This window comes from Synechococcus elongatus PCC 11801, assembly GCF_003846445.2.
GTDB lineage: Bacteria > Cyanobacteriota > Cyanobacteriia > Synechococcales > Synechococcaceae > Synechococcus > Synechococcus elongatus_A.
On record NZ_CP030139.2, the window covers coordinates 171,063 to 193,147 of the forward strand.

Annotated in this window: 17 protein-coding genes; 8 read left to right on the plus strand and 9 right to left on the minus strand. The window is 56.3% G+C overall.

Going from position 1 to position 22,085, the window contains the following annotated elements:
* Positions 1-17 precede the first annotated feature (17 nt).
* Complete coding sequence (locus tag DOP62_RS00895; protein WP_208673806.1) at positions 18-1,124, minus strand: ABC transporter ATP-binding protein; 1,107 nt, start codon at positions 1,122-1,124, stop codon at positions 18-20.
* Positions 1,125-1,211: 87 nt separating this feature from the next.
* Here DOP62_RS00895 and DOP62_RS00900 point away from each other — a divergent pair, with 87 nt between their 5' ends.
* Positions 1,212-2,918, plus strand: a complete 1,707-nt coding sequence (locus DOP62_RS00900) for an ABC transporter permease (RefSeq protein WP_261789835.1) — start codon at positions 1,212-1,214, stop codon at positions 2,916-2,918.
* A 171-nt stretch (positions 2,919-3,089) separates the two neighbouring features.
* Positions 3,090-4,811, plus strand: a complete 1,722-nt coding sequence (locus DOP62_RS00905; RefSeq protein WP_208673808.1) for an ABC-F family ATP-binding cassette domain-containing protein — start codon at positions 3,090-3,092, stop codon at positions 4,809-4,811.
* Between the two features lie 250 nt (positions 4,812-5,061).
* Here the strand turns inward: DOP62_RS00905 and DOP62_RS00910 are convergent, their stop codons facing one another.
* The gene (locus DOP62_RS00910) at positions 5,062-5,658 is read right to left on the minus strand and encodes a LabA-like NYN domain-containing protein (protein WP_208673811.1); all 597 of its coding nucleotides are present in this window, start codon (positions 5,656-5,658) and stop codon (positions 5,062-5,064) included.
* A 78-nt stretch (positions 5,659-5,736) separates the two neighbouring features.
* Positions 5,737-7,314, minus strand: a complete 1,578-nt coding sequence (metG, locus tag DOP62_RS00915) for a methionine--tRNA ligase (RefSeq protein ID WP_208673814.1) — start codon at positions 7,312-7,314, stop codon at positions 5,737-5,739.
* Between the two features lie 136 nt (positions 7,315-7,450).
* Between metG and DOP62_RS00920 the strand changes: the two genes are divergently transcribed.
* From DOP62_RS00920 to hmpF, 3 genes are all read left to right on the plus strand, one after another.
* Positions 7,451-8,143 carry a Mo-dependent nitrogenase C-terminal domain-containing protein gene (locus DOP62_RS00920; RefSeq protein ID WP_208673816.1) on the plus strand — a complete coding sequence of 231 codons (693 nt, stop codon included), beginning with the start codon at positions 7,451-7,453 and terminating at the stop codon, positions 8,141-8,143.
* An 18-nt stretch (positions 8,144-8,161) separates the two neighbouring features.
* On the plus strand, positions 8,162-9,922 hold the full coding sequence (locus DOP62_RS00925; RefSeq protein ID WP_208673818.1) for an FAD-dependent oxidoreductase: 1,761 nt from the start codon (positions 8,162-8,164) through the stop codon (positions 9,920-9,922).
* Positions 9,923-10,030: 108 nt separating this feature from the next.
* Complete coding sequence (gene hmpF / locus DOP62_RS00930) at positions 10,031-11,701, plus strand: pilus motility taxis protein HmpF (RefSeq protein WP_208673820.1); 1,671 nt, start codon at positions 10,031-10,033, stop codon at positions 11,699-11,701.
* Here the strand turns inward: hmpF and tilS are convergent.
* Positions 11,676-12,671 carry a tRNA lysidine(34) synthetase TilS gene (tilS, locus tag DOP62_RS00935; protein WP_261789836.1) on the minus strand — a complete coding sequence of 332 codons (996 nt, stop codon included), beginning with the start codon at positions 12,669-12,671 and terminating at the stop codon, positions 11,676-11,678. The genes hmpF and tilS overlap by 26 nt on opposite strands.
* Positions 12,672-12,757: 86 nt before the next feature.
* Here tilS and DOP62_RS00940 point away from each other — a divergent pair, with 86 nt between their 5' ends.
* A complete protein-coding gene (locus DOP62_RS00940; RefSeq protein WP_208673824.1) occupies positions 12,758-13,504 on the plus strand; it encodes a DUF561 domain-containing protein in 747 nt (248 codons plus the stop codon).
* 163 nt (positions 13,505-13,667) lie between these two features.
* Here the strand turns inward: DOP62_RS00940 and DOP62_RS00945 are convergent, their stop codons facing one another.
* The gene (locus DOP62_RS00945) at positions 13,668-16,265 is read right to left on the minus strand and encodes a M1 family metallopeptidase (RefSeq protein WP_208673826.1); all 2,598 of its coding nucleotides are present in this window, start codon (positions 16,263-16,265) and stop codon (positions 13,668-13,670) included.
* 91 nt (positions 16,266-16,356) lie between these two features.
* Here DOP62_RS00945 and DOP62_RS00950 point away from each other — a divergent pair, with 91 nt between their 5' ends.
* Positions 16,357-16,875, plus strand: coding sequence for a gamma-glutamylcyclotransferase (locus DOP62_RS00950; protein WP_208673827.1), 519 nt, complete (start codon positions 16,357-16,359; stop codon positions 16,873-16,875).
* 53 nt (positions 16,876-16,928) lie between these two features.
* Here DOP62_RS00950 and DOP62_RS00955 read toward each other — a convergent pair whose 3' ends face one another.
* The 3 genes from DOP62_RS00955 to DOP62_RS00965 all read right to left on the minus strand — a co-directional run bounded on the left by DOP62_RS00955 (position 16,929) and on the right by DOP62_RS00965 (position 20,339).
* Positions 16,929-17,783 (minus strand): bile acid:sodium symporter family protein, encoded by an 855-nt coding sequence (locus DOP62_RS00955; protein WP_261789837.1) that lies wholly within the window; start codon positions 17,781-17,783, stop codon positions 16,929-16,931.
* Positions 17,784-18,070: 287 nt separating this feature from the next.
* A complete protein-coding gene (locus DOP62_RS00960; protein ID WP_208673828.1) occupies positions 18,071-19,594 on the minus strand; it encodes a sensor domain-containing diguanylate cyclase in 1,524 nt (507 codons plus the stop codon).
* A 238-nt stretch (positions 19,595-19,832) separates the two neighbouring features.
* Positions 19,833-20,339: a hypothetical protein gene (locus tag DOP62_RS00965; protein WP_208673829.1), complete on the minus strand. Its 507-nt coding sequence runs from the start codon at positions 20,337-20,339 to the stop codon at positions 19,833-19,835.
* A gap of 183 nt (positions 20,340-20,522) precedes the next feature.
* Between DOP62_RS00965 and psb28 the strand changes: the two genes are divergently transcribed.
* Positions 20,523-20,861, plus strand: coding sequence for a photosystem II reaction center protein Psb28 (psb28, locus tag DOP62_RS00970; protein ID WP_208673830.1), 339 nt, complete (start codon positions 20,523-20,525; stop codon positions 20,859-20,861).
* Between the two features lie 145 nt (positions 20,862-21,006).
* Here psb28 and DOP62_RS00975 read toward each other — a convergent pair whose 3' ends face one another.
* On the minus strand, positions 21,007-22,023 hold the full coding sequence (locus tag DOP62_RS00975; RefSeq protein ID WP_208677069.1) for a sulfate/molybdate ABC transporter ATP-binding protein: 1,017 nt from the start codon (positions 22,021-22,023) through the stop codon (positions 21,007-21,009).
* Positions 22,024-22,085 lie beyond the last annotated feature (62 nt).

Here is a 22,085-nt window from a genome sequence, read left to right on the forward strand (position 1 = left end):
TCGAGACTCTGGAGGGGTCAAGCTCTCGCTGGGGCAGGACAGGTTGACGTTCCGCGCCAGACCAGCGGCAGATCATAGGGATAGAGCCGGGCTTGACCAGACCGCAATTGCACCTGAACCGCAGTGCCGACCGCGATTGCTTCGCTGACTGGCCCTAACGCTTGAATTTCGAGGCCGGCTGGGAGTTGCACAAAGTAACGGTAGTCACGCCCCAGAAATTGGCGATCGCGAATTAACCCAGCACCCTCGGGATTAGGCTGTAGCCAGACTTCCTCTTGCCGCACCATCACCACAGGAGGTTCTCCGCCCGTGCGGCCACCCTCGGGAGCCATCAAGGCTTCAAAGTCTCCGAGGGCGGTGTGCCAAATATTGTCGCGGTAGTCAGTGGCCAAGAAGTTGGCCTGGGATAAGAATTCCGCCACAAACCGGCTGGCTGGGCGCTGGAATAACTCCTCCGGTGGACCCATTTGTTCAAAGCGACCCAAGCGCATCACTGCTACGCGATCGCAAATCGAGAGGGCTTCCTCTTGATCATGGGTCACCAAAATGGCAGTGGCTTGAGCTTGGCGCAGAATATCGCGCAATTCCTGTCGCAACCGTAGTCGCACTTGGACGTCCAGATTACTGAGTGGCTCGTCCAGCAAAATCAGGGGTGGCTGTGGCGCCAGTGCCCGCGCGAGGGCAACCCGTTGCTGCTGCCCCCCGGATAACTCGTGGGGATAACGTCGCTCGAGCCCCTCTAACCCGACCAAGGCCAAAGACTGTCGGGCAATACTAGCGGCTCCTTTGCGATCGCGGAGGCCAAAGCAGACATTGTCCAAGACCGTTAAATGCGGAAACAGCGCATAGTCCTGAAAGACCATGCCCACCGCCCGCGCCTCAGGTGGCAGCGATCGCTGGGCTGTTGCGACCGTCTCACCTGCCAACTGAATGCTGCCCGACTGTAGGTTCTCAAAACCAGCAATCATTCGCAATAAGGTCGTTTTACCGCAACCCGAGGGGCCAACCAGTCCGAGAATTTCGCCTGGCGCAAGGCGGAAGCTGACCTGATCGACTGCCGCAATCGAACTCCCTGTGAATTGCTTGCAGACGCGGTCTAGGTAAAGGACCTCAGCTTGAGACATGGGCAACTGCGAAGAACCGCGACAGCGGCCATAGAGAGAGCTTTTCCAGTGTAGAGTGATCTTCTGCGATTTATTCTCAATTGCCCTGTGAGCGCTGTCTCGTCCCCCACCGCTGTCACCCCACCCCCACAGCATTGGCCGACGCTGATGGCACGTCGAGGCAGGACGGCACTCACCCTTGGGCTGGCCTTGCTGGTGGCAGCGCCCATTCTGGTGATTCTGGCTAGCCTGTTTACCCAACAGAGCGAGGTTTGGGCTCATCTAGCAGCAACGGTACTGCCGGAATACGTTCGCCATTCCTTGGTCTTGTTGTTTGGGGTCGGCTTTGGCGTGGCGGTCATTGGCACCGCGACCGCTTGGTTAGTTACAGCCTGCCGATTTCCGGGGAGTCGCTGGCTGCAGTGGGGCTTACTGCTCCCCCTTGCGACACCAACCTACTTGCTGGCCTACACCCTCTCTGACTTTTTGGACTACTACGGACCGGTGCAAGGGCTGCTGCGGGATCTGTTTGGCTGGAGTAGTAGCCAAGACTATTGGTTTCCGTCCATTCGCTCCTTGCCGGGAGCTGTCCTGCTTTTCAGCCTGACGCTCTATCCCTACGTCTATCTGCTGGCTCGCAGCAGCTTTTTAGAGCAGTCGCACTGTACCGTCGAGGCTGCCCGCAGTCTGGGGTGTAGTCCTTGGCAAAGCTTTTGGCGCGTGGCCCTGCCTTTGGCTCGTCCGGCGATCGCAGCGGGGATGGCTTTGGCCTTGATGGAAACCCTCAATGACTTTGGGGCAGTGCAATATCTGGGCGTTAACACGTTTACCACCGGCATCTATCGCACTTGGCTGGGGCTAGGCGATCGCCCTGCAGCGACGCAGCTCTCTGCGGTTTTGCTGCTGTTTATCGCGGTGCTGCTCATTCTGGAGTGGATGTCGCGGCGGCAGGCGCGATTTTACGAGGCGGGCAGCCGCTATGCTGAGGCGCCAGTCTATCAATTACGGGGTTGGCGAGCGGGGCTAGCCGCGATCATCTGTCTGGTGCCGGTGCTGCTGGGTCTAGTACTGCCGGTGGGCATTTTGCTGGAGCTGGCGATCCATTACAGCGAAGAGGGCAGCACAGACAACCTGCTCGACTTAACTCGCCACAGCCTGCTTTTGGCAGGCATCACTGCGATCCTCGCAACATTCTTGGGCCTAACCGTTAGCTACGGTCAGCGGTTACAGAAATCTTGGCTGATTCAGTTGGCGGTTCGCACAGCATCCCTCGGCTATGCCATTCCAGGATCGGTGCTTGCCGTCGGGATCTTACTGGCCTTGGGAGGACTGGATCAGGGATTGACCGCCCTGAGCGATCGCCTGGGGGGAACCGCTCCCATCCTGCTGACAGGAACGTTGGTGGGGCTGGTGTTTGCCTATCTCGTCCGTTTCCTTGCGATCGCTTTTTCTGGGATCGAATCCAGTCTGGCTAAAATTCGCCCCAGCTATGATGAAGCCGCTCGAAGCCTCGGAGAGAGTAGCAGCGGCGTGCTTCGGCGTATTCACTTGCCCCTGTTGAGCGGAGGCCTACTGAGCGTCAGCATGCTGGTATTTGTCGATGTGATGAAGGAGCTGCCGGCGACTTTGGTGATGCGTCCCTTCAACTTCGATACGTTGGCAGTCCGGGTCTATCAGTACGCCTCGGACGAGCGTTTAGCTGAAGCAGCACTCCCAGCCCTGATGATTCTGGCAGCTGGGTTGCTCCCCGTCATTCTGATTAGCCGTCAGGTCACGCAATCAGCAGTGCGACGCCCCCGTCTCGACCCAGACTAGATGGACAATTACTGCTGCTTTACTGCGAGCGCGATGATCAATCAATCTCTAGACTGCATCTCTTGTGTTGTGCTCGAATTCATCAACTAGCGAATTTAGCGATCGTCTTGAGCTGAACTGAGCGGGTCACTTTCCGTTAGGATTGCGAGGATCCCTGTCTGCCCAACAACCATGTTGCGTCTCGATCGCATCTCTAAGATTTACCCCACCGGTGAGGTGCTCCGAGAGGTGAGCTGGGAAGTGAAGCCCGGCGATCGCATTGGCTTAGTGGGTGTGAATGGGGCGGGTAAATCGACCCAAATGCGCATCATCGCCGGATTGGAAGAGCCAACGAGCGGTGAAATTATTCGGCCGAGTAGTCTCAAAATTGCCTATTTGCAGCAAGAGTTTGATATCGATCCCAGTCGTACGGTTCGGGAAGAACTCTGGCAGGCCTTCGGAGAGGCAACAGCCGTTTTTAACCAACTGTCAGAGGTCGAACACCGACTCCAAACGGCAGAGCCGGATCAACTCGAGGATCTGATCCATCAGCTCGATCGCCTGCAACGGCGTTTTGAAGCCTTGGATGGCTATGCGATCGATGCGCGCATTGCCAAATTGTTGCCTGATTTAGGCTTCGGATTAGAGGACGGCGATCGCTCTGTTGCTGCCTTTAGTGGCGGCTGGCAGATGCGGATGGGGTTGGGTAAAATCCTGCTCCAAGAGCCTGATTTACTGCTACTAGACGAGCCAACTAACCACCTCGATCTTGAGACGATTGAATGGCTGGAAACCTACTTGAAGGGGTTGAGCCAGCCGATGGTGATCATCTCCCACGATCGCGAGTTTCTCGATCGCCTTTGTACCCAGATTGTTGAGACTGAGCGCGGTTATTCTCGGACTTATCTGGGTAACTACAGCGACTATCTGACCCAGAAAGAACTGGAAAAGACTGCCCAGCTCGCAGCCTTTGAACGGCAACAAAAGGAACTCGCAGAGCAACAGGCGTTCATCGATCGCTTCCGAGCTAGTGCAACGCGCAGTACCCAAGCCAAGAGCCGCGAAAAGCAACTGGAGAAAATTGATCGCATTGAAGCACCGGAAGAAAGCTTGCGTGGCATTCAGTTTCGGTTCCCATCTGCGCCCCGCAGTGGCCGAGAAGTTGTAACTATTGAGGATCTGACCCATGCTTACAACGACAAGATCCTCTTTTTAGGAGCTGAGTTGCTGATTGAGCGAGGCGATCGCATTGCTTTCTTAGGACCGAATGGAGCCGGAAAATCAACACTATTGCGGCTAATTCTCGGTCGTGAAGCAGTTTTGGAGGGCAAAGTTGAGCTGGGCGCACACCAAGTGATTCCCAGCTACTTTGAACAAAATCAAGCGGAAGCTCTCGATCTCAACAAGACAGTACTCGATACGATTCACGACGAAGTACCTAGTTGGAAAGACTCAGAAGTCCGAACACTCCTCGGTAGTTTCTGCTTCCGTTCCGATACTGTTTTCAAGAAAGTCGAGGCACTCAGTGGCGGGGAGAAAGCACGACTTGCGCTAGCTAAAATGCTGTTGCAACCTGCAAATTTACTCATCCTTGATGAGCCAACCAACCACCTTGATATTCCCGCAAAAGAAATGCTGGAAGAAGCCCTTCGGGAGTATGAAGGAACTGCTTTGATCGTGTCTCACGATCGCTACTTTGTCTCTAGAGTCGCGAATAAAATTGTTGAGATTCGGGATGGCGAATTCCGCGTTTACGCTGGCGATTATCACTATTACCTTGAACAGATTCAGCTAGAACAAGAACGCGATCGCCTTGCTGCCCTAGAAGCTGAAAAAGCTGCTAAGGCTGCTACTAAGCGGGAAAAGCAAAAAGCCAAACAACAGGCACGCCGGCAATCGCAATCTGCGGAGTGAGGGCAGTCGCGATCGCCGGAGCTGGAGAACGGACCTAACTGCAATCGGAGCAAGCCGATTGTAGGCTGCAGCAGTCTCTGTCGTTCCTCGACTGCTGAATGTCCGTCTGATGTTCTACGGGCGGGTAGAGACGGCAAAACCACGTCCCCGTCCAATCGCTGCGCCCCGTAACCAACGAGACGCAGGACGAGATGACCGTGTCCTTACGAGTTTGGCTTTGCCTGCCCTAGGACGCTGTAGGGAGTATGCTTCAAGGCTGGCTGTAGCTGTCGGGAGGCACGGCCACTGAGCGACTGTAAGGCTGTCGCGGCAGTTTTTGGATGCTAGCTTTCAAGCTTTCGAGGTCGATGTAGCGATCGGCCACATTGATCAGGTTATCGCTGGTCATCGATCGCAGACTGACCACTTCCACCCGAACACCTCGATAGCCCACCACTTCCACCGCGTAGGCTAGGTCGCCGTCGCCGCTGACAAGTACGGCGGTGTCGTAGGTTCCTGCCAAAGCCAACATATCCACCGCAATCTCGACATCGAGGTTGGCTTTTTTGGTGCCATCAGGCAGTTGAATCAAGTCTTTGGCAACGACGCGATAGCCATTGCGACGCATCCACAACAGAAAGCCCTGTTGCTTCTCATTGCTGCGATCCACTCCGGTGTAAAAGAAGGATCGCAACAGACGCGAACCATTGGTCAAACAGGCCAGCAACTTGGTGTAGTCGATCTCAATGCCAAGCTGTAAAGCCGCATAAAACAGATTAGAACCATCGATGAAGATGGCAATCCTACCGCGGTTTTCAAGGATTGAAGCTGAACCAGAATAGCCAGGGGGTTCCTGAACAGAGGCCATCAAAAGAAACCTTGCTGCTTGTTAAAAAGGGATGTTAAAAAAGCGGCAAAACCGCCCCCTCATTAAACAGCAAAAGTTCTAATCTGCAGATGCTAACTCAAGGCTGCGAAAGACTGGACTAGGATCCAAGAACTGTTGGTTAGCCGGTAAAAAGCCCCAACAGCCGTGGCTTTGGGGATCAAGCCGTTGGGCGACTGCCGGATCATTAAAATCTGCAACAAGCCCTAGCTGTCGATAGATCTCTTGACTGATCCCAGGCACGAGTGGCGAGAGCCAGTAGGCCGCCAAACGCACGGACTCCAGTACTGCGTAAAGAATCTCTTCAACGCGAGCTTGCTCACCCTGTTTGAAGCGCGTCCAAGGTGCTTCTTGGTCAAGGTAACGGTTACCTGCCTGAACCAGCGCCAAGATTTGACCACAGGCTTCGCTAAAGGCCAGGCGATCGTAAGCGGACTTGACCGACTCAGTTAGCGCTTCCCCTTGCTGGCGCAGAGGATTATCAGCCGCGATCGCTTCGCTACCAATTGGGATTTGCAGCTTGCAGTAGCGCTTGGCCATGCTCAGGGTGCGGTTGAGCAAGTTGCCAAGATCGTTAGCCAGATCCGCATTGACAACATTGACGAAGCGCGTTTCCTGATAGTCACCGTCGCGCCCAAATTCAATTTCTTTGAGGAAGTAGTAGCGCACGGCATCGCTACCAAAGCGATCGACTAATTCAAAGGGATCAAGCGTGTTGCCGAGGCTCTTGCCCATTTTCAGGCCATCTTTCGTCAGGAAGCCATGACCAAAAACGCGATCGGGGAGCGGCAATCCCGCAGAGAGCAGCATTGCCGGCCAGTAAACTGCATGAAAGCGCAGAATGTCCTTGCCGATCAGGTGCAAATTTATTGGCCACCACTGACTCAGGGCATTGTCCAGCGTCGGTTCTGCATCAGGATCGAGCAACGCCGTCACATAGCCGAGCAGCGCATCAAACCAGACATAGAGCGTGTGCTTGGGATCGTCCGGTACTGCAAAGCCCCATTCCAAGTTGACCCGTGAAATCGAGAAATCCTGTAGGCCGCGCTCCACAAAACTGAGGACTTCGTTGCGGCGGCTTTCGGGCTGGATGAATCCAGGATTCTCGGCGTAGTGAGCTTCTAGCGCTTCTTGATAACGCGAGAGGCGGAAAAAGTAGTTTTCTTCGTCGCGCCACTCAACCGCTTGGTTGGTGTGAATGGGGCAGCGCTTGTCCTCAAGGAGATCTCGATCTTCTTTGAATTCTTCGCAGGCAACGCAGTACCAGCCCTGTTGCCGTCCAACATAGATGTCGCCCTGAGCTTCGACACGGCGATAAAAAGCTTCGACGATCGCCTGATGACGGGGATCGGTGGTGCGGCTAAAACGGTCGTAGCGAATGTTGAGCGCCTGCCAAAGGTCTTGGAAGCGCGCCACGATCGCATCGCAATGGTCTTGGGGTGGCTTGCCGTTCTTCTCCGCCGTACGCTGAATCTTTTGGCCATGCTCATCGCTGCCGGTGATCATCAGCACGCGATCGCCTTGTAGACGATGGAACCGAGCGATCGCATCTGCCGCGATCGTGGTGTAGGCACTGCCGATGTGGGGCACATCGTTGACGTAATAAAGCGGCGTCGTCAGAGCAAAAGTCGATGGCATGAGCAGTGCAGGCAAAGAGAGGCCATCGCTCGATCTTAGCGACAAGCGCCCCCCACGCCGGTCAAATCGTCATCTCTGGCACTGACAGCTCGTGATCCCTTGGCTATAACCGATAGACCCAGTTCGCGATCGCTCCATGTCACCTGCTGTTTCCGTCGATGATCCCCATTTACTTGCTTGGCTGCGTGGCTTGCTGTCGATTGCACTTGCTGACGATGACTTCGAAGTGCACGAGCAGGACTTAATTTGTGGCCTGACTCAAGAGATTTTGGGCCATCCCTGCGACCTCCAAGCCCTCGGTTCGATCAGCCCGTCTGATTTAGCGGCTGACCTCGGTGATGATCCCGAGCGACGCGAAAACTTTCTGCGCACCGCTGTGATGGTGGCGCTGGCTGATGGGGTCTACACCCAAACCGAAGCAACCTTACTCCGCCAATTTGCGACTGCCCTGTCTATGAAGACTGACGTCATTGACGCCCTCGAGCACACCCGCTGCGATCGCGAGGCTCCTGCTCTCGATGCAGGGGCTGCGACCGTTGACCTGCTTGCTCCCGTTCGCCACTGGCTAGATGACTTGCAAGTCCACGAGCCAAGGCTGGCCCACTTCTTGGTTAAACTCATTCCGGCTCAATGTCCCTTCGAGCGGGATATTGTTCTGTTTGGCCACAAACTGGTCCACATTCCGCCGCTGTGCAAACTCAATCCGCTCTACGAGCAGCTAGTTTCTCTGCGTTTTCGCGCCCTTTGTTACCTTGCCGACGACTGTGGCGAGGACATTTCGGCCTATTGTTCAGCGGGATCGACGGAATCGGCTTCTTCCATTTTGTAAAACGAGGCGGCGATCGCTGTGCTTGAAACCCTCCGCACCGATGTTCTGGTTGTGGGGGGCGGCACCGGCGGTACGGCGGCAGCCCTCCAAGCCGCTCGCCGTGGTGGAGTGCAGACAATTCTGGTCAGCGAAGGACCTTGGCTAGGCGGCATGCTGACCTCGGCAGGTGTCAGCGCTCCTGATGGTAATGAACTCCGCGCCTTTCAAACCGGCATTTGGGGCGCGTTTTTGCGGGCGTTACGTCAGCGGCAACCCGGTGGTCTCAATCACGCTTGGGTCAGCTTCTTTACCTACGATCCCCGTGTTGGCGCGCAAATTTTCGCGGACTGGGTGCAGGCGCTACCTAATCTGCATTGGATCCAAGGCGATCGCCCGAGGGCGGTAATTGGCGATCGCGATCGCCTGCGCGGTGTGGAATTTGAGCGGGTACGGATCGAGGCCAAGGTCGTCATCGATGCCACAGAACTGGGTGATCTGCTAGCAATTGCGGATGTGCCTCACCGCTGGGGATGGGAGCCGCAGGAACAGTGGCAGGAACCCAGTGCGCCAACATCGGCTCAACTCGAAAGTGACGAACGCTATCGGCGCTATCCGGTGCAGTCGCCGACTTGGGTGATGGTGATGAAAGATTATGGCCAGTCCGCGTCATTGATTCCAGTACCCAAAAGCTACAACCCCGACCTCTTTGCTGGGGCTTGGCAGACGCCGGATAACCTCGCCTTTTTGGATTACGGACGCTTGCCCAGCGATCGCTTCATGATCAACTGGCCAGGACCCGGCAATGACTACGGCGAAGGGCTACAGCGATTGATTCAGGGCGATCGCGCTCATCAGGAATGGATGCAGGAGGCGATCGCGCACAGCCAAGCTTTTGCCCACCACATTCAGGCTCACTTCGGCGATCGCTACGGCTTGGCAATGGATCAGTTCCCGAACCAAGCGATCGGTGGCGGTGCCTTTGCGCTGCAACCCTACTACCGCGAAAGTCGGCGGGTGATTGGCAGCGCAACCGTGACGGAGTTGGATCTTCTGCCACAGCCCCAAGGACAAGTCGCGAAGTTGCCCTGCAATGCGGCTGGAGAAGTGTCAGCGATCGCGATCGGTAACTACGCCAACGACCATCACTATCCCAACTGGGACTTCCGACTCCAGCCCAAATCGATGCGCTGGGGTGGCCGCTGGACGGGGACAGCCTTTAGTCTGCCCTACGACTGTCTGCTGCCCGCGCAAACCGAAGGGCTGCTTGTGTGTGAGAAAAACATCGCCGTCAGCCACATTGCCAACGGGGCAACTCGACTCCAGCCCGTGGTGTTGGGACTCGGACAAGCAGCGGGGATGGCAGCAGCTTTAGCTGTGGAACAGGGCTGTGATCCGCGATCGCTCTCAGTGCGGGATTTGCAAGAAGCCTTACTGACAGATCCCAATGCACCGCAGGCGATCGTGCCGCTCTACGACACCCCGCCTGAGCATCCCGACTGGCTGGCGCGGCAACGTCACTATCTGGATCAGCCTGAGTCTTACCCCGCCACTGGGGAGCACGGAGGAGTTCCTGCCCAACCTCTAATTTCAGCTCAGGCTGAGACCCTCACAGGCCAATTTGAGCAATTAGGTGAACAAAATTATCAATTGCACGACGGCACAAACACTTGGCAATTGGTGACACTGGATGCCGCGATCGATCAGCACTTCAAAGCACTAAGTGATCGCACGTTACTCTCAGTTGCAGGTTTGTTGAATCCAGCTGGGCACTGGCTGATTGCTGAAGCACTCCATGCTTGACAAAGCCCTTGGCAGGATCGTAGAACCTCCACATTCTCCATCTTGGGCATCGTACATTGGAGAAGGATACCCCTCGCGGGAAATACAGGGATTGATGAGGCAGTAGCAGTGCTCTATCTGGCGGAAGTCGGGAAGCGTGGCGGTCTGTTTGGGGGGAACAAAGTCGAGTTCCGCCTGATTGCCTTTCAGCGGCCAGATGAAGGCTGGCAAGTGCTGCCGGAAGAAGAGGTGGTCGCCAGCGATAAGAACTGTGACTTCGCCACAGGGGCGCTGGTTCTACTCGATCTCAATAACTCACGGCAGGTGCAGCGGGTTCAAGAAGCCACGCAGCGTTTGCTAGGCTTTCTGCGTGAATTTTCGCGACTCCAAGAGCGCTATCGTGCCCAAGAAGCGGAGGTCGAACAGTGGAAAGAGTCGCTGAGCATCCAGAGCCAAGAACTGAGCCGCCGTCAGCAAGAATTTGAGAGCCGCCAAGATCAGCTTCAGCAACTGCAAATGGAACTGGTGCAGTTGGAGGAGCAAAAGCAGGAAGCGATCGCGATTCAACAGCAGGCAGATGCCCTGCGCGCTGAACTCGATCGCCGCGATCGTGAACTGAAAGAAGCGTGGCAAGAGATTGAAATCCAGCGCCAAACCTTCAGCAATCAGCCCTTTGGAGCCGTCTCCTTCTCACCTGATACCCAAGCGGCGATCGCTCGGCTCGAACAGCAGATTGCCAGCTGGAATCAAGATGACACCGTGCTCGCAGAGCTGAGCCACAAGGTCGCTGCTGCTCAACAGGATTTACAAGCTCGGATCGACTCGTTTGCAGCACCGGTGCAACCCGAAGTGGGCAACCTCGAAGAGCTACAGCAGTTACTCCAAGAGAAGCGCCGTGAGTTTCAAACTGCCCATTTGAAGTGGATGAGCCAGCAATCACGGCTGGAACAGGGCAAGCAACATCTCAGCCAAGAACAGGCCTTGCTCTCTGGGCTTGAAAAACGTCGTCAATCCCTCGCCCATGCTTGTCAGCTGATTCGTGCGCTTGTGGGAGAAGCCGATCGCGCTGCGCTGGAGTCGATGCCAATCGAAGAACTGAAAGAGCGAGTCGCCACGATCCAGAAGGATTACGAGCGCATCTATTCCTTCGTGAATGACCAAGAAGAGGAACTACGACTAGAAACGACGGACCTTGAGCAGCTCCGTGCCAACCTCGAGCAGGCTAATGAGCTAGAGCGGCTAGCCTTGGAAGGGGAGCTGATAGAAGCAGAACAGCGGTGTCAACTGCTGGATGAATCCCTAGTGGCCCAACGACTGATTGCCCAAGAGCGGCTGGCTGTCTTGCAGCAGTACCAACACGTGCTGGAAAGTCGGGAGAGCGGTACCCCAATGCCCAAAGAGATGGATCTCTCGGAGCTCCGCTCACTCTTGGAAAGCGAACTGCCCGATGTCGATAGCTTGATTGCCCAAGTCCAGAGTCGGATTGAGCAGCTCCAAGCCGATTTGGACAGTTTGGAAGGCCGAATTCAGACTCAAGCCGATCACGTTTATCGCCTCAAGGAAGCCTTGGAGGCATCCGAGGAAGATTGGCGCAAGCGGGAATTGTATGTTGCTGAGATTAAGGGCTACAACCAAGCGATCGCCGGCTGTCGGGATTGGCTGCAGCAAATTATCCAAACCTACGGAGATGTCCAAGCAACGGTCAATACTTTGCTGGATCAGCAGCGACAACAGCAAGCGCAGCGCGCTGAATTACAGCAGCAGGTGTCAGAGCTTAGTCATCAGTTGATTGCAGCGTAAGCCAGTCACCCATAACCTTCATCACTTGTCGCTGCGGCAGGCTTGAGCTGCAGCTACCCTGAGGCGCAGTAATCAGCTGTCGTAGTTCTTCCACTTGTGCCAAGGTGGGCGATCGCTGCAGATGGTCTTGGAGGAATGCATGGAGGACTCGCCGCTGCAACGCGATCGGCTGTTGTGCCAGTAGGGAACGGCAGAGTCCGTTCTCACCTAGCGCTTGCTGATAGGCTTGCTCGGTCAATTCCGCCAACCAGTCCGCTTCATCCGCAAACAGTTCGGCAGTATTGGCGAGGTGACGATCGCATTGGGCATTGATCTGCCGGAGTTGCGGAAAAACCTCCAGTCGCAAGCGATTACGGGCAAAGCGGCGATCGCTATTAGTACGGTCTTCCCAGACGGGGAGTTGAAACTGCTGAACCATCTGGGTTGTTTCGGCACGAGTAAAGACCAATAAGGGTCGCACCAAGGTGAGCCGATCGCTGAGCGATCGCTGCCAGCGCAGACTGGCCAAGCCCTGCAGATGGCTACCCCGCGTCAGGTTGTAGAGCAGGGTTTCGGCACGATCGCTGGCGGTGTGGCCAGTGACAAGTAAGGGGGCATCGATTTCAGCCGCGATCGCCGCGAGCGTTTGATAGCGCCAAGTCCGTGCTGCGGCTTCACCGCTTGGGGGTTCCGGCGATCGCTGGCAGTAGAAAGGCAGTTGCCATTGGTCTGCCAGCTGACGCAGATGCCCTGCATTAGCAGTTGAGTCTGATCGCCAGCCGTGGTCGCAGTGGGCGATCGCCAGCGACCAATGCCAGTGGGGTTGCAAACCGCACAGCAGGTGAACAAGTGCCAGCGAATCCTGCCCGCCAGAGACGGCGAGTAAGAGGCGCGATTGGGCAGGCAAGAGCGATCGCTGCTGTAGGAGTTGATGCAGGTGAGCGTGGAAGGGACTCCAGCAATCTGAGGGCAAAGCGCTAGGCGACGGCAAAGGGCGATGCAACAATGGTAAGAATTCAGCTGCGCTTGCCCAAGCGATCGCAGACTGAAGTTGGTCACTGCTGTTAGGAAATTGCTATGTCCATGCCTGGTGCGCTGCAAGCAGCCCTGTCCCAAGGTCGCGCGCTGAAAGTGATCAGCGGCCTTGCTAACTTTGATGCCGATCACGTTGCAGCGGTGGTGCGCGCAGCTGATCGGGGTGGCGCCACCTTTGTGGATATTGCTTGCGATGCCAGCTTGGTGCGTTTGGCTCGTCAACAGACTGCCTTGCCGATCTGTGTGTCCTCGGTGGAACCGACGGCTTTCTTGGCAGCTGTTGAAGCCGGTGCTGACCTGATCGAAATCGGTAACTACGACAGCTTCTATGCTCAAGGTCGGGAGTTCAGCGCCGCTGAAGTGCTGGAACTAACCCAAGCTACGCGATCGCTGTTGCCCGCAATCACCCTGTCGGTGACCGTTCCCCACACCCTGCCGCTGGATCAACAAGCGACGCTGGCAGAACAATTGGTGGCAGCCGGTGCGGACATCATCCAAACCGAAGGCGGCACCAGCTCAGCTCCGACCCATGCAGGCGTTCTCGGCCTGATCGAGAAAGCAGCCCCGACCTTGGCTGCCGCTTCCGTGATTTCTAAAGCAGTGAACGTACCGGTGCTCTGCGCTTCGGGCCTGTCGGACGTCACGGCTCCAATGGCGATCGCAGCCGGTGCAGCCGGCATTGGTGTGGGTTCGGCGATCAACCGCCTCGACAATGAGCTGGCGATGATTGCTGCAGTTCAACGCTTCGTTGAAGCCCTCGATCGCGCTCGGGTTGCTCAAGCTCACTAATTGCAGCGTCGCGAACTCGATCGATTGAGTTCACGTGCTCACTGAAATACAACGAAAGCTCCCGTTGAGGTCTTAGCCCAGCGGGAGCTTTTTTTAGAAAAAGAAGTGCGATCGCCCAAGTTTTGAGCGACTGCACCATCCAACCTCTGCCATTCCCAGAGCGTTACTGCTTGGCTTCGAGGGCTAACAAACGGTTTTGCAGCTTTTGATTTTCTTGGCGTAGTTGATCGACTTCCTCGCGTAGCTGCTTGAAGGATTGATCCGGCCCCAGTTGCTTCTGGACACGGGCGATCGCTTCATCTGCCAGCCGCTTGACCCGGCCATCCAAACTGGTGGCTGCGAGGGTTTGGAGCAGTGCCAAGGCTTTCGGTGTTTTCATCCGCCCCAAGGACATGACGACTGCAACCTGAGTCAAGAAGAAGTCCTCCTGCGCCAAGCTTTGTAGGGTCGCGAGGATACGAGCGATCGCGGCTTCCGTCTGACCTGCCGAAACAGGACCCAGCGCCCGAATAGCGGCTAGCCGCAGCGGTTGCGGCACACCCCGCAGGGTTTGTGCTTCGATCAGCTCTAGGGCTTCCGCAGAGTCGGAGAACTGCGCCAGCGCTGTTACAGCTGCCGATCGCACCACCTCATTCCAGCCCGATCGCTCTTTGAGGACGGTCTTGAGCAGCTTGACCACGGCTTTATCTTTGCGATCGCCGCCGATCGGTTGGCTAGCAACCTGAGCTAGCGCGGTGATGGCACTTGCTTCGGCGTAGTAGCTAGCATCTCCGGCTTCGACCGCCGCTTTCAACGCCCGATAGCGATCGCGACTACGGCTCTGCCCAAGGGCTGTAAACACAGCGCGACGAACGCGAGGGTCGCTATCTTTAACCGCTTTAATCAATGCAGTCTCCGCAGCTTCGAGGCCGATGCTGCCGAGTTGCCCGGCAATCTCAGCGCGGACACCCCAGAACGCATCCTTGTGCAGCGCATCAGCGAGGGCTGCGATCGCTTCCCGCCCTCCCAGTTTCGCTAGTGCTGTTGCAGCTTGAATCCGCGATACCGGATCAGAATCGTGCTGCAACTGCGATCGCAGTTCAGCCAGCGGGTAATCCAGCTCGACAGTCTTGAGGGCATGGTTGCCGACATCAAAGCTGATGAAATCGGGCTTAGTTGCCAGCGGTAGATAGAAGGTTTGTTCTGCTTCGTGGATGCGGAGTCGGAAGACTTGGCTTTCGGTTTCCACACGACGGCCACGGCCCCGCAACTGACAGAAGGCGATCGGTACCGTTAGGTCAAATAAATCCTTGCCGTCTTTTGATTGGGTCTGCTGTACCGTTAGCTTGGCGAGCTTGGCATCGGCATCCCAGCTGTAGCTGACTTTGAAGTCGGGATGGCCGCCTCGGAAGACGTACTGATCAAATAGTGGCAGCAGGTTCCGCCCTGTGGTCTGCTCGATACTGCGCAGGAGATCGACGGTCTCCACCGTTTGATGAGCATGTTGCTGCACGAATCGATGGATGGAAGCCCAGAACAGTTCTTCGCCGAGTTCCGTCCGCAGCAGGTGATAGACGCAAGCCCCCTTCTCGTAAAGGTGGCGATCGTAGAGTTCGATCGCTTCGCGGTAGACGTGGGTGACGATTGGGCGGCGGTAGCGATTGCGGTCTTCGTCGAGATAGCTACGTAGAGTCTGCAGACGGTAGTAAGCTGCCTCATCCGCGCCGTACTCATGGTCAATCCAGAGGCTTTCGGAGTAGGTCGCCATCCCCTCCTTGATCCAGCCATGGGACCAGTGGCGAATCACCAGCAGGTCGCCGAACCATTGGTGTGCAAGTTCGTGGGCGACTAATGTTTCCGAGCTGCGGTTATCGATCGCGGCCCGTTCATCCAGCAGGCAGCGATCGGTCAGGAGGGTGCAGGCGGTGTTTTCCATACCGCCGAAGATGAAGTCATCGACGCAGACTTGCGCGTACTGGACGAAGGGATAGCGATAGCCAAAAGTGCGGCTGAAGAACTCAACCATGCGCGGCGTTTTGCCCATGGTGCGCAGGCCCTGGTCTTCGCGACCTTTTTCGACGTAGTAGCGGATGGGAATGCCATCCCAGCTATCCTCAAGCTCTGCAAAGTCACCCACTGCTAACGTCATCAGGTAGGTGGGATGCGGCTCCGACTGCCGCCAGTGAAACTGTTGCTGATTGCCTAAATCCGTAACCGCGATCGCCTCGCCATTTGAGATGGCACGGTAGGGCTTGGGCAGCGTCACCTTGAGTTCGCTTGTTGCCAGTTGCCCCGGATAGTCGAAGCAGGGGAACCAATAGCGCGAGTCTTCATCCTCGCCCTGCGTCCAAACCTGAACAGGCTTATTTGGATAGTCCTCATCCGGCTGGATGAAGTAGAGCCCGCGCTGCGGGCGATCGAGTCGGTAGTGAATCGTAATTTCTAGCGATCGCCCTGCTTTGGTGGCATTGGGCAAGTAAATGCGCAGGCGCTCTCCGTCATAGTCAAATCGCGCCGATCGTCGCCCGACATTCACTGCTTCAATCTGCTGTTGAACCGCATCCAATTCCAGCAGCTCAATGCCATCGCGCACCGGCTTGAGGCGAATCTGACAGGTTCCTGCCACTTGCTGCTGTTGCAAATCCAGCGTCAAATCCAGCGCAATATGCTCCACCTGACCTGGGCGATCGGGCACGTAGTGTGGCTTGGCTCCAGGCAATTCAAAACTGGGGCGATCGCTGCCATCAAAACCAAGCGAGAAAAAGCGGTGATGCTGGGGCATAGGACAACTCTGGCAGGCTCGGATCTACTCTAGTTCAGGGCTTGCCTCGCTCCGTTAAACTCTCCTCAACGCAGTTCTGAACCAGCCCAGCATGGCGATCGCACCTTGGATTTTTGCCTATGGCTCACTGATTTGGCGGCCTGACTTTGCATGGCAAGATCGCCAGCCAGCAGTATTACGCGGATGGAAGCGCCGCTTTTGGCAACTGTCTACGGATCATCGCGGCACACCCAGCCAGCCCGGACGAGTTGTGACCTTAGTTCCAGATGCACAGGCAGAATGCGTGGGAGTGGCATTTCAGCTTGCTGGTGATGTGGAAGCGACGCTGGCTGCTCTCGACTATCGCGAGAAGGATGGCTACGACCGGCAGAAACTTGCAATCGAACTGCAAGACCAGCGGCAAGTCACGGCGATCGTCTATGTGGCACAAGCTCAAAATCCACGCTTTGCAGGCCCTACTCCTGTGCCCACGATCGCTGATCAGGTACGCCGTAGTCACGGGCCTAGCGGCAGCAATACCGAGTATGTGCTCCGGCTCGACCAAGCTCTGACGGCTCTGGGCTGGGAGGATCCCCATGTCAGAGCGATCGCCTCACTCATTGCCGCCTGAGCGTCACGAAACCTGAAGCTCCCATCCATATCCTTCCTTCTGAGCGCGAGAGTTCAGCGCTCGTGATGCCAAACCTGGTAGAGGGTGACCCCGATGAGGGTAAGCAGTAGATAGCTCAAAATGCCGATGGTAACGGACGGGATCGCTAGGGATGGATCTTGATGAGCCAGCAGCAATGCCAATCCCGGATTTCGCATTGCTGTGACCACAGCCACAGTGGTCTGATGCGTAGTGTCGCGACCGGCAAGGCGCTGCCCTAAGCCAAGGGAGAGAGCAATGAGGACCAGCATTGTGATTAAGGCCACGCCATTGCCGCGAAAGAACTGCCAAATCAAGGGCGAAACCTTGAGCAGAATCAGCAGACTGAGAACAATGACCATCCCTTGGGCGATCGCCACCACCCACGGATGCAGGCGTGTTGCCGTGGTGGGTGATAGGGACTTCCACAGCATCCCCAACAGGACTGGCAGCACTTGCACCCCTAAGACTTGAATCGCCACGGTTAAGGGTGAGAGGGTCCAAACGCTAGCACCAAAAGTCGCGGTGTAGGCGTAGACAAACACGGGAACCGTGACGATCGCCGCGATCGCGGCACTCAGTTGAATCCGCACAGCGAGGAGATGATTGCCACCAGCTTTGGCTGCTCGGAGCTGAGCTAGGGGTGCACTGGGGCAGACCACCATTAACGCGATCGCTACTTTTGCGGGGGGTTCCAAGAACGGCACCGCCAACGCCAGCAGTCCCGCTCCGATGAGGGGCAAGAGCACACTAGTACCCAGGAGCGATCGCAAAACAAGCGCTCTTTGGGCTTGGAGTTGAATCAAGGCTTGAAAGGAGATTTGTGAGCCAAGGCTGATCATCATGGCGACGATCGAAGCCATGATCAGCAATTGAATGATTAAATCCATGTCCTCACCTTGATGAGCGATCGCCCCCAGTCACCTCTTTATCTTGTCGGGGATTGATCGGTAGAACCCTCAGAGCTGTCAAAAGAGTTCGGTTTGGTCCCCCAATCCATCCCTGAAATCACGCTTTCCTTAGGTCTTGTTCTAAAAAATGCAGGGTCAGACTGAACTTGGAGAGCTGTAGCGATGGGCAGCCATCTGTTCATGGAGGTGAGGCACACACCGGTTGGACCGCGATCGCGACCGGTAAAACGAGCCGGTATTGACCTTGGGGATAGGGTTTCGGTCACTTACTCTGGAGTGGCGAGCAGCCGAGCCGCAAAGCTATTGCGTCCATGGTCTTTGACATGACGCACGGCTTGATTCGCTACCCGGAACAATTGCTCAGGCGTGTGTTGGGGCTGTGGAATGACGGAGCCAATGCCGAAGCTGAGGGTTGGCAAGACGGGTAATTGAGTAGTGTCACTTTGAGCCAAACGCTCTTGCAGCTTCGTCACCACAGCGATCGCGCCGTCGGTATCCGTATTGGGCAAGAGCACCACAAACTCTTCACCGCCAAACCGAGCAATAAAGTCCTGCTGCTGACGGATGCCAGTCTTGAGCGTCTGAGCTACATGCTTGAGACAGCGATCGCCCTGCTCATAGCCAAAGCGATCGTTGACGGTTTTGAAGAGATCGATATCCGCCACAATCAACGACAGCCATTGCTGGTGCAACAGGGCGGTTTGCCACAGCTCCGCAAAGGTTTCATCAAAAGCGCGACGGTTAGGAATTTGGGTCAGCGGATCGGTATAGGCCAACTGATGCAGCTCAAGGTTGGCCGCTTGCACCGATCGATAGAGCTGAGCCTGCTCAATGGCTAACCCCAACTGCACTGCCACTGATTCCAGCAAATCGATCTCATCGCTGGTCCAAGCATGACGACTGCTGTAGTGCGCTAAGGCAATTAAGCCATTGGCACGATCTTGGACCGAGGTTCGCACCAACAGCAGTGATTGGGGCGACTGTACTGCGGGAGCCTTCTCTGCTGGGTACTGATCAAACGCGATCGCCTGATCCTGCTGCAGCGCTTTCTCAGCGAGAGTGTCTGGCAAGTGCCACTGAATAGGGTGATGAATGTGCTCAGGCCGGACGTAATGCGACATCGAGCAAAGGGCAACTGCCTCTGTGCAAAGACTGATGGAGCAGTGATCGATTTCCAAAGTCTCTCCCAGTTCTTGAGCGGCTAATTGGCAAATCTGATCGAGATCGAGACTACTGCGCACCAAATTACCCAGTCGTCGTTTGAAGCGAGCCAAAGTCCAGCGATGGTCTGCAAGATACAGGGCACGACGCAGCTCCAGCTCCCGAATCACTTGATGGCTCAAGGTTCGTAGCGCCAGTTGTTGGAGATCCGTCAGATGACGGGGTCGGCGATCGATCACGCAGAGCGTCCCAAGGATCTGCTGGTCATCGGTGACCAGAGGAGAACCCGCATAGAAGCGCACATAGGGTTCCTCAGTGACAAAGGGGTTATCGGCAAAGCGCGGATCGGCTTGGGCATCCTCCACGATGAAGAGGCTGTCTTGATGGATGGCATGGCCACAAAATGAGGTCGATCGCGGCCCTGACTCGGCCTCAATGCCCACTTTTGACTTAAACCACTGGCGATCGCTGTCCACCAAACTGATCAACGCGATCGGTACGTCACAAATGGCGGCAATCAGCTGGGTCAGCTCATCAAAATACTGCTCGGGCGGTGTATCCAGAATGCTGTAGCGATAGAGCGCGGCCAGCCGCTGCTCTTCAAAACGGGTGGGAATGCACTGCAGCATGAGAGGTGCTCGCCGGTTGCCAAGGGCGGGAGGGCTTCATTCAGGCAAGACAGACACTCGGGGTGATCCGGCCGCCTCATTTCAACCCTGAATTGAGCCTAGTTTCACCATCATCCTAGCGACGGTCAGGAAAGACACTTGCCTCTCTAGTTACCGACAGTGCAATCCGTTTGTGACTAACCCTGCATCCTGCGCTGAAAGGCACGGTTTGCTGGAACCGTAGTGTCACGCAGGGAGATTAGGGCAGGACTTCCAAGGTCGTCGCTAAACCCAGACTGCTGAGGGACTGTTGGAGCTGATCAGCCCGTTGGCGATCGCGAAAAATACCGGCTTGCATGCGACCCTGTCCATCGGCAAAGGCGTCGGGGACTAAGCTCGCCAAACTCTGTTGCTCAGCGCTGTTGCGCACTTGTACGAGTAGGCGATAGCGCGGACCCGATGGTGCATTCAAGCCCTGCGGGGGCGGGGGCGGGTCGCCGCTGGCAGGGTTAAACGAGCGATCGCTGAGGACGAAGCGCGGTACGCCCGGATCCTCCGGTCGACTTGTGGGGATTGGCATACTGGGCACCGCTAAGCGATCGCGGGATCCCTCAGGAACAACGAAAGGGGGCGCAGCCTCAAGCGGCTGGAGGGCACGGATCGGAGGCGGAGGTTGATCGAGCCAGGCCGCATTGGGTTGGGCCCAGCCTGGTGCTGCTGGCAGGCTGAGGAGGGCAAGGGAGAAGAGCCAACCTGGAATTCGCATCACTCAATCAACAGGGGCACTTTAAGCTACCGCATTCTGTAGACGTGACAAGCAGGCCGAGGTTTCATGTCGTAACAGACTGTCAGATCAGGTATGGCCAGATTCAGGTATGGCGCTCCTCTGCGGGGATCCTTGGGATCGGCCTTGTATGATGAAGGAACCGTTCTGACACCTCCGACTTCTATGCCCGCTGCGATCCAATTCACGCGAGGAATTGACGAGCCCGTCGTTCCTGATGTCCGTCTGACGCGATCGCGCGATGGTCAAAGCGGCACCGCTACCTTTTACTTTGATGAACCGCAGGCCCTCGTTGGTGAGGTTCGCCAAGACATCACAGGGATGTATTTGCTGGATGATGAAGGCGAACTGGCAACGCGGGAAGTCAAAGCCAAGTTTATCAATGGTCAGCCGGCAGGTCTTGAAGCGGTCTATCTAATGCGCAGCCCTGACGAGTGGGATCGCTTCATGCGCTTTATGCAGCGCTACGCAGAAGCCAACGGTTTGGGCTTCACCCAAGCATAGCCATCATCTGATGGCTGCCTTGCCCTGCTGATGAAACAACGGGTGGATGATCACATGATCGTCCACCCGTGCTTTTTGATTGAGTGTTTGTTCCTCGCGATCGCAGATCGACAAGCTCGTTGGGCGATCGCTTTTGATCTCAGTCCTAAATCGAGTAATTGAGCGGGAAAGATCGCGCCTGTTTAGGCCGCACAAAGACCTGTTGATCCGGCTCTAGTTGCAGATCCCGATAGCGATCGCGGGGAAGGTGGGCCACCAGCACCTGTCCATCCTGCAGACGAACTTCGGCTTGGACCTCCCAGCCCAAGTGGACAATGCGATCAATCCGTGCAGGCACTGTCTCGGGAATCGGGTCGATCGCGATCTCAATATCGTGGGGTCGCAGGAAGACTTCGGGATGCGGTGTATCTAGGCCACCGGCTTGGAAGATATGGGAACTGTTGGGCAAGACGTTGACCGGCCCAATAAAGCTCATCACAAACGGGGTGGCGGGGTTGTCGTAGATCTCGGCTGGCGATCCGACCTGCTCGACCTTGCCGTGGTTCATCACCACAATGCTATCGGCCACTTCCATCGCTTCTTCTTGGTCGTGGGTGACAAACACCGTCGTTACATGCACTTCGTCATGCAGCTTGCGCAGCCAGCTCCGCAGATCCTTACGAACCTTGGCATCCAAGGCACCAAACGGCTCATCCAAGAGCAACACTTGGGGCTGAACCGCCAAGGCTCGCGCCAAGGCCACCCGTTGCCGCTGCCCCCCCGACAACTGCGAGGGATAGCGATCGCCCAACCCAGTCAGCTGCACCAGTTCCAACAATTCCTCGACTCGGGCGCGGACTTTCTCCTTGGACTGTTTGCGGAGTTCTAGGCCAAAGGCAATATTTTTGCGAACGGTCAAATGCTTAAACAGCGCGTAGTGCTGGAAAACAAAGCCAATCTGGCGATCGCGCACCGATTGATCGGTGGCATCACGCCCCGTTAGGAAAATGCGACCACTATCGGGCTGCTCTAAGCCGGCAATCAACCGCAGCAAGGTGGACTTTCCTGACCCCGATGGTCCCAGCAAGGCAACCAGGCTGCCGGTTTCCACCGTCAAATCCACATCCTTGACGGCTTGAAAGTTCCCAAACTGCTTATTGACCTGACTGACTTGGATACCCACAGCTTTATCCTTCGGCACGCGCAACGCGGACTGGCAACGAGAAATCTCCGGTTTCTACAAGG

What these genes read in the sequence shown, in the direction of transcription:
- psb28 (WP_208673830.1), top strand. Translation starts at nt 20,523, where the DNA reads ATGCCCGCTGCGATCCAATTCACGCGAGGAATTGACGAGCCCGTCGTT.
- DOP62_RS00955 (WP_261789837.1), bottom strand. Translation starts at nt 17,783, where the DNA reads ATGGATTTAATCATTCAATTGCTGATCATGGCTTCGATCGTCGCCATG.
- DOP62_RS00940 (WP_208673824.1), top strand. Translation starts at nt 12,758, where the DNA reads ATGTCCATGCCTGGTGCGCTGCAAGCAGCCCTGTCCCAAGGTCGCGCG.
- DOP62_RS00950 (WP_208673827.1), top strand. Translation starts at nt 16,357, where the DNA reads ATGGCGATCGCACCTTGGATTTTTGCCTATGGCTCACTGATTTGGCGG.
- DOP62_RS00945 (WP_208673826.1), bottom strand. Translation starts at nt 16,265, where the DNA reads ATGCCCCAGCATCACCGCTTTTTCTCGCTTGGTTTTGATGGCAGCGAT.
- DOP62_RS00920 (WP_208673816.1), top strand. Translation starts at nt 7,451, where the DNA reads ATGTCACCTGCTGTTTCCGTCGATGATCCCCATTTACTTGCTTGGCTG.
- DOP62_RS00910 (WP_208673811.1), bottom strand. Translation starts at nt 5,658, where the DNA reads ATGGCCTCTGTTCAGGAACCCCCTGGCTATTCTGGTTCAGCTTCAATC.
- DOP62_RS00905 (WP_208673808.1), top strand. Translation starts at nt 3,090, where the DNA reads ATGTTGCGTCTCGATCGCATCTCTAAGATTTACCCCACCGGTGAGGTG.
- DOP62_RS00965 (WP_208673829.1), bottom strand. Translation starts at nt 20,339, where the DNA reads ATGCGAATTCCAGGTTGGCTCTTCTCCCTTGCCCTCCTCAGCCTGCCA.
- DOP62_RS00960 (WP_208673828.1), bottom strand. Translation starts at nt 19,594, where the DNA reads ATGCTGCAGTGCATTCCCACCCGTTTTGAAGAGCAGCGGCTGGCCGCG.
- DOP62_RS00895 (WP_208673806.1), bottom strand. Translation starts at nt 1,124, where the DNA reads ATGTCTCAAGCTGAGGTCCTTTACCTAGACCGCGTCTGCAAGCAATTC.
- metG (WP_208673814.1), bottom strand. Translation starts at nt 7,314, where the DNA reads ATGCCATCGACTTTTGCTCTGACGACGCCGCTTTATTACGTCAACGAT.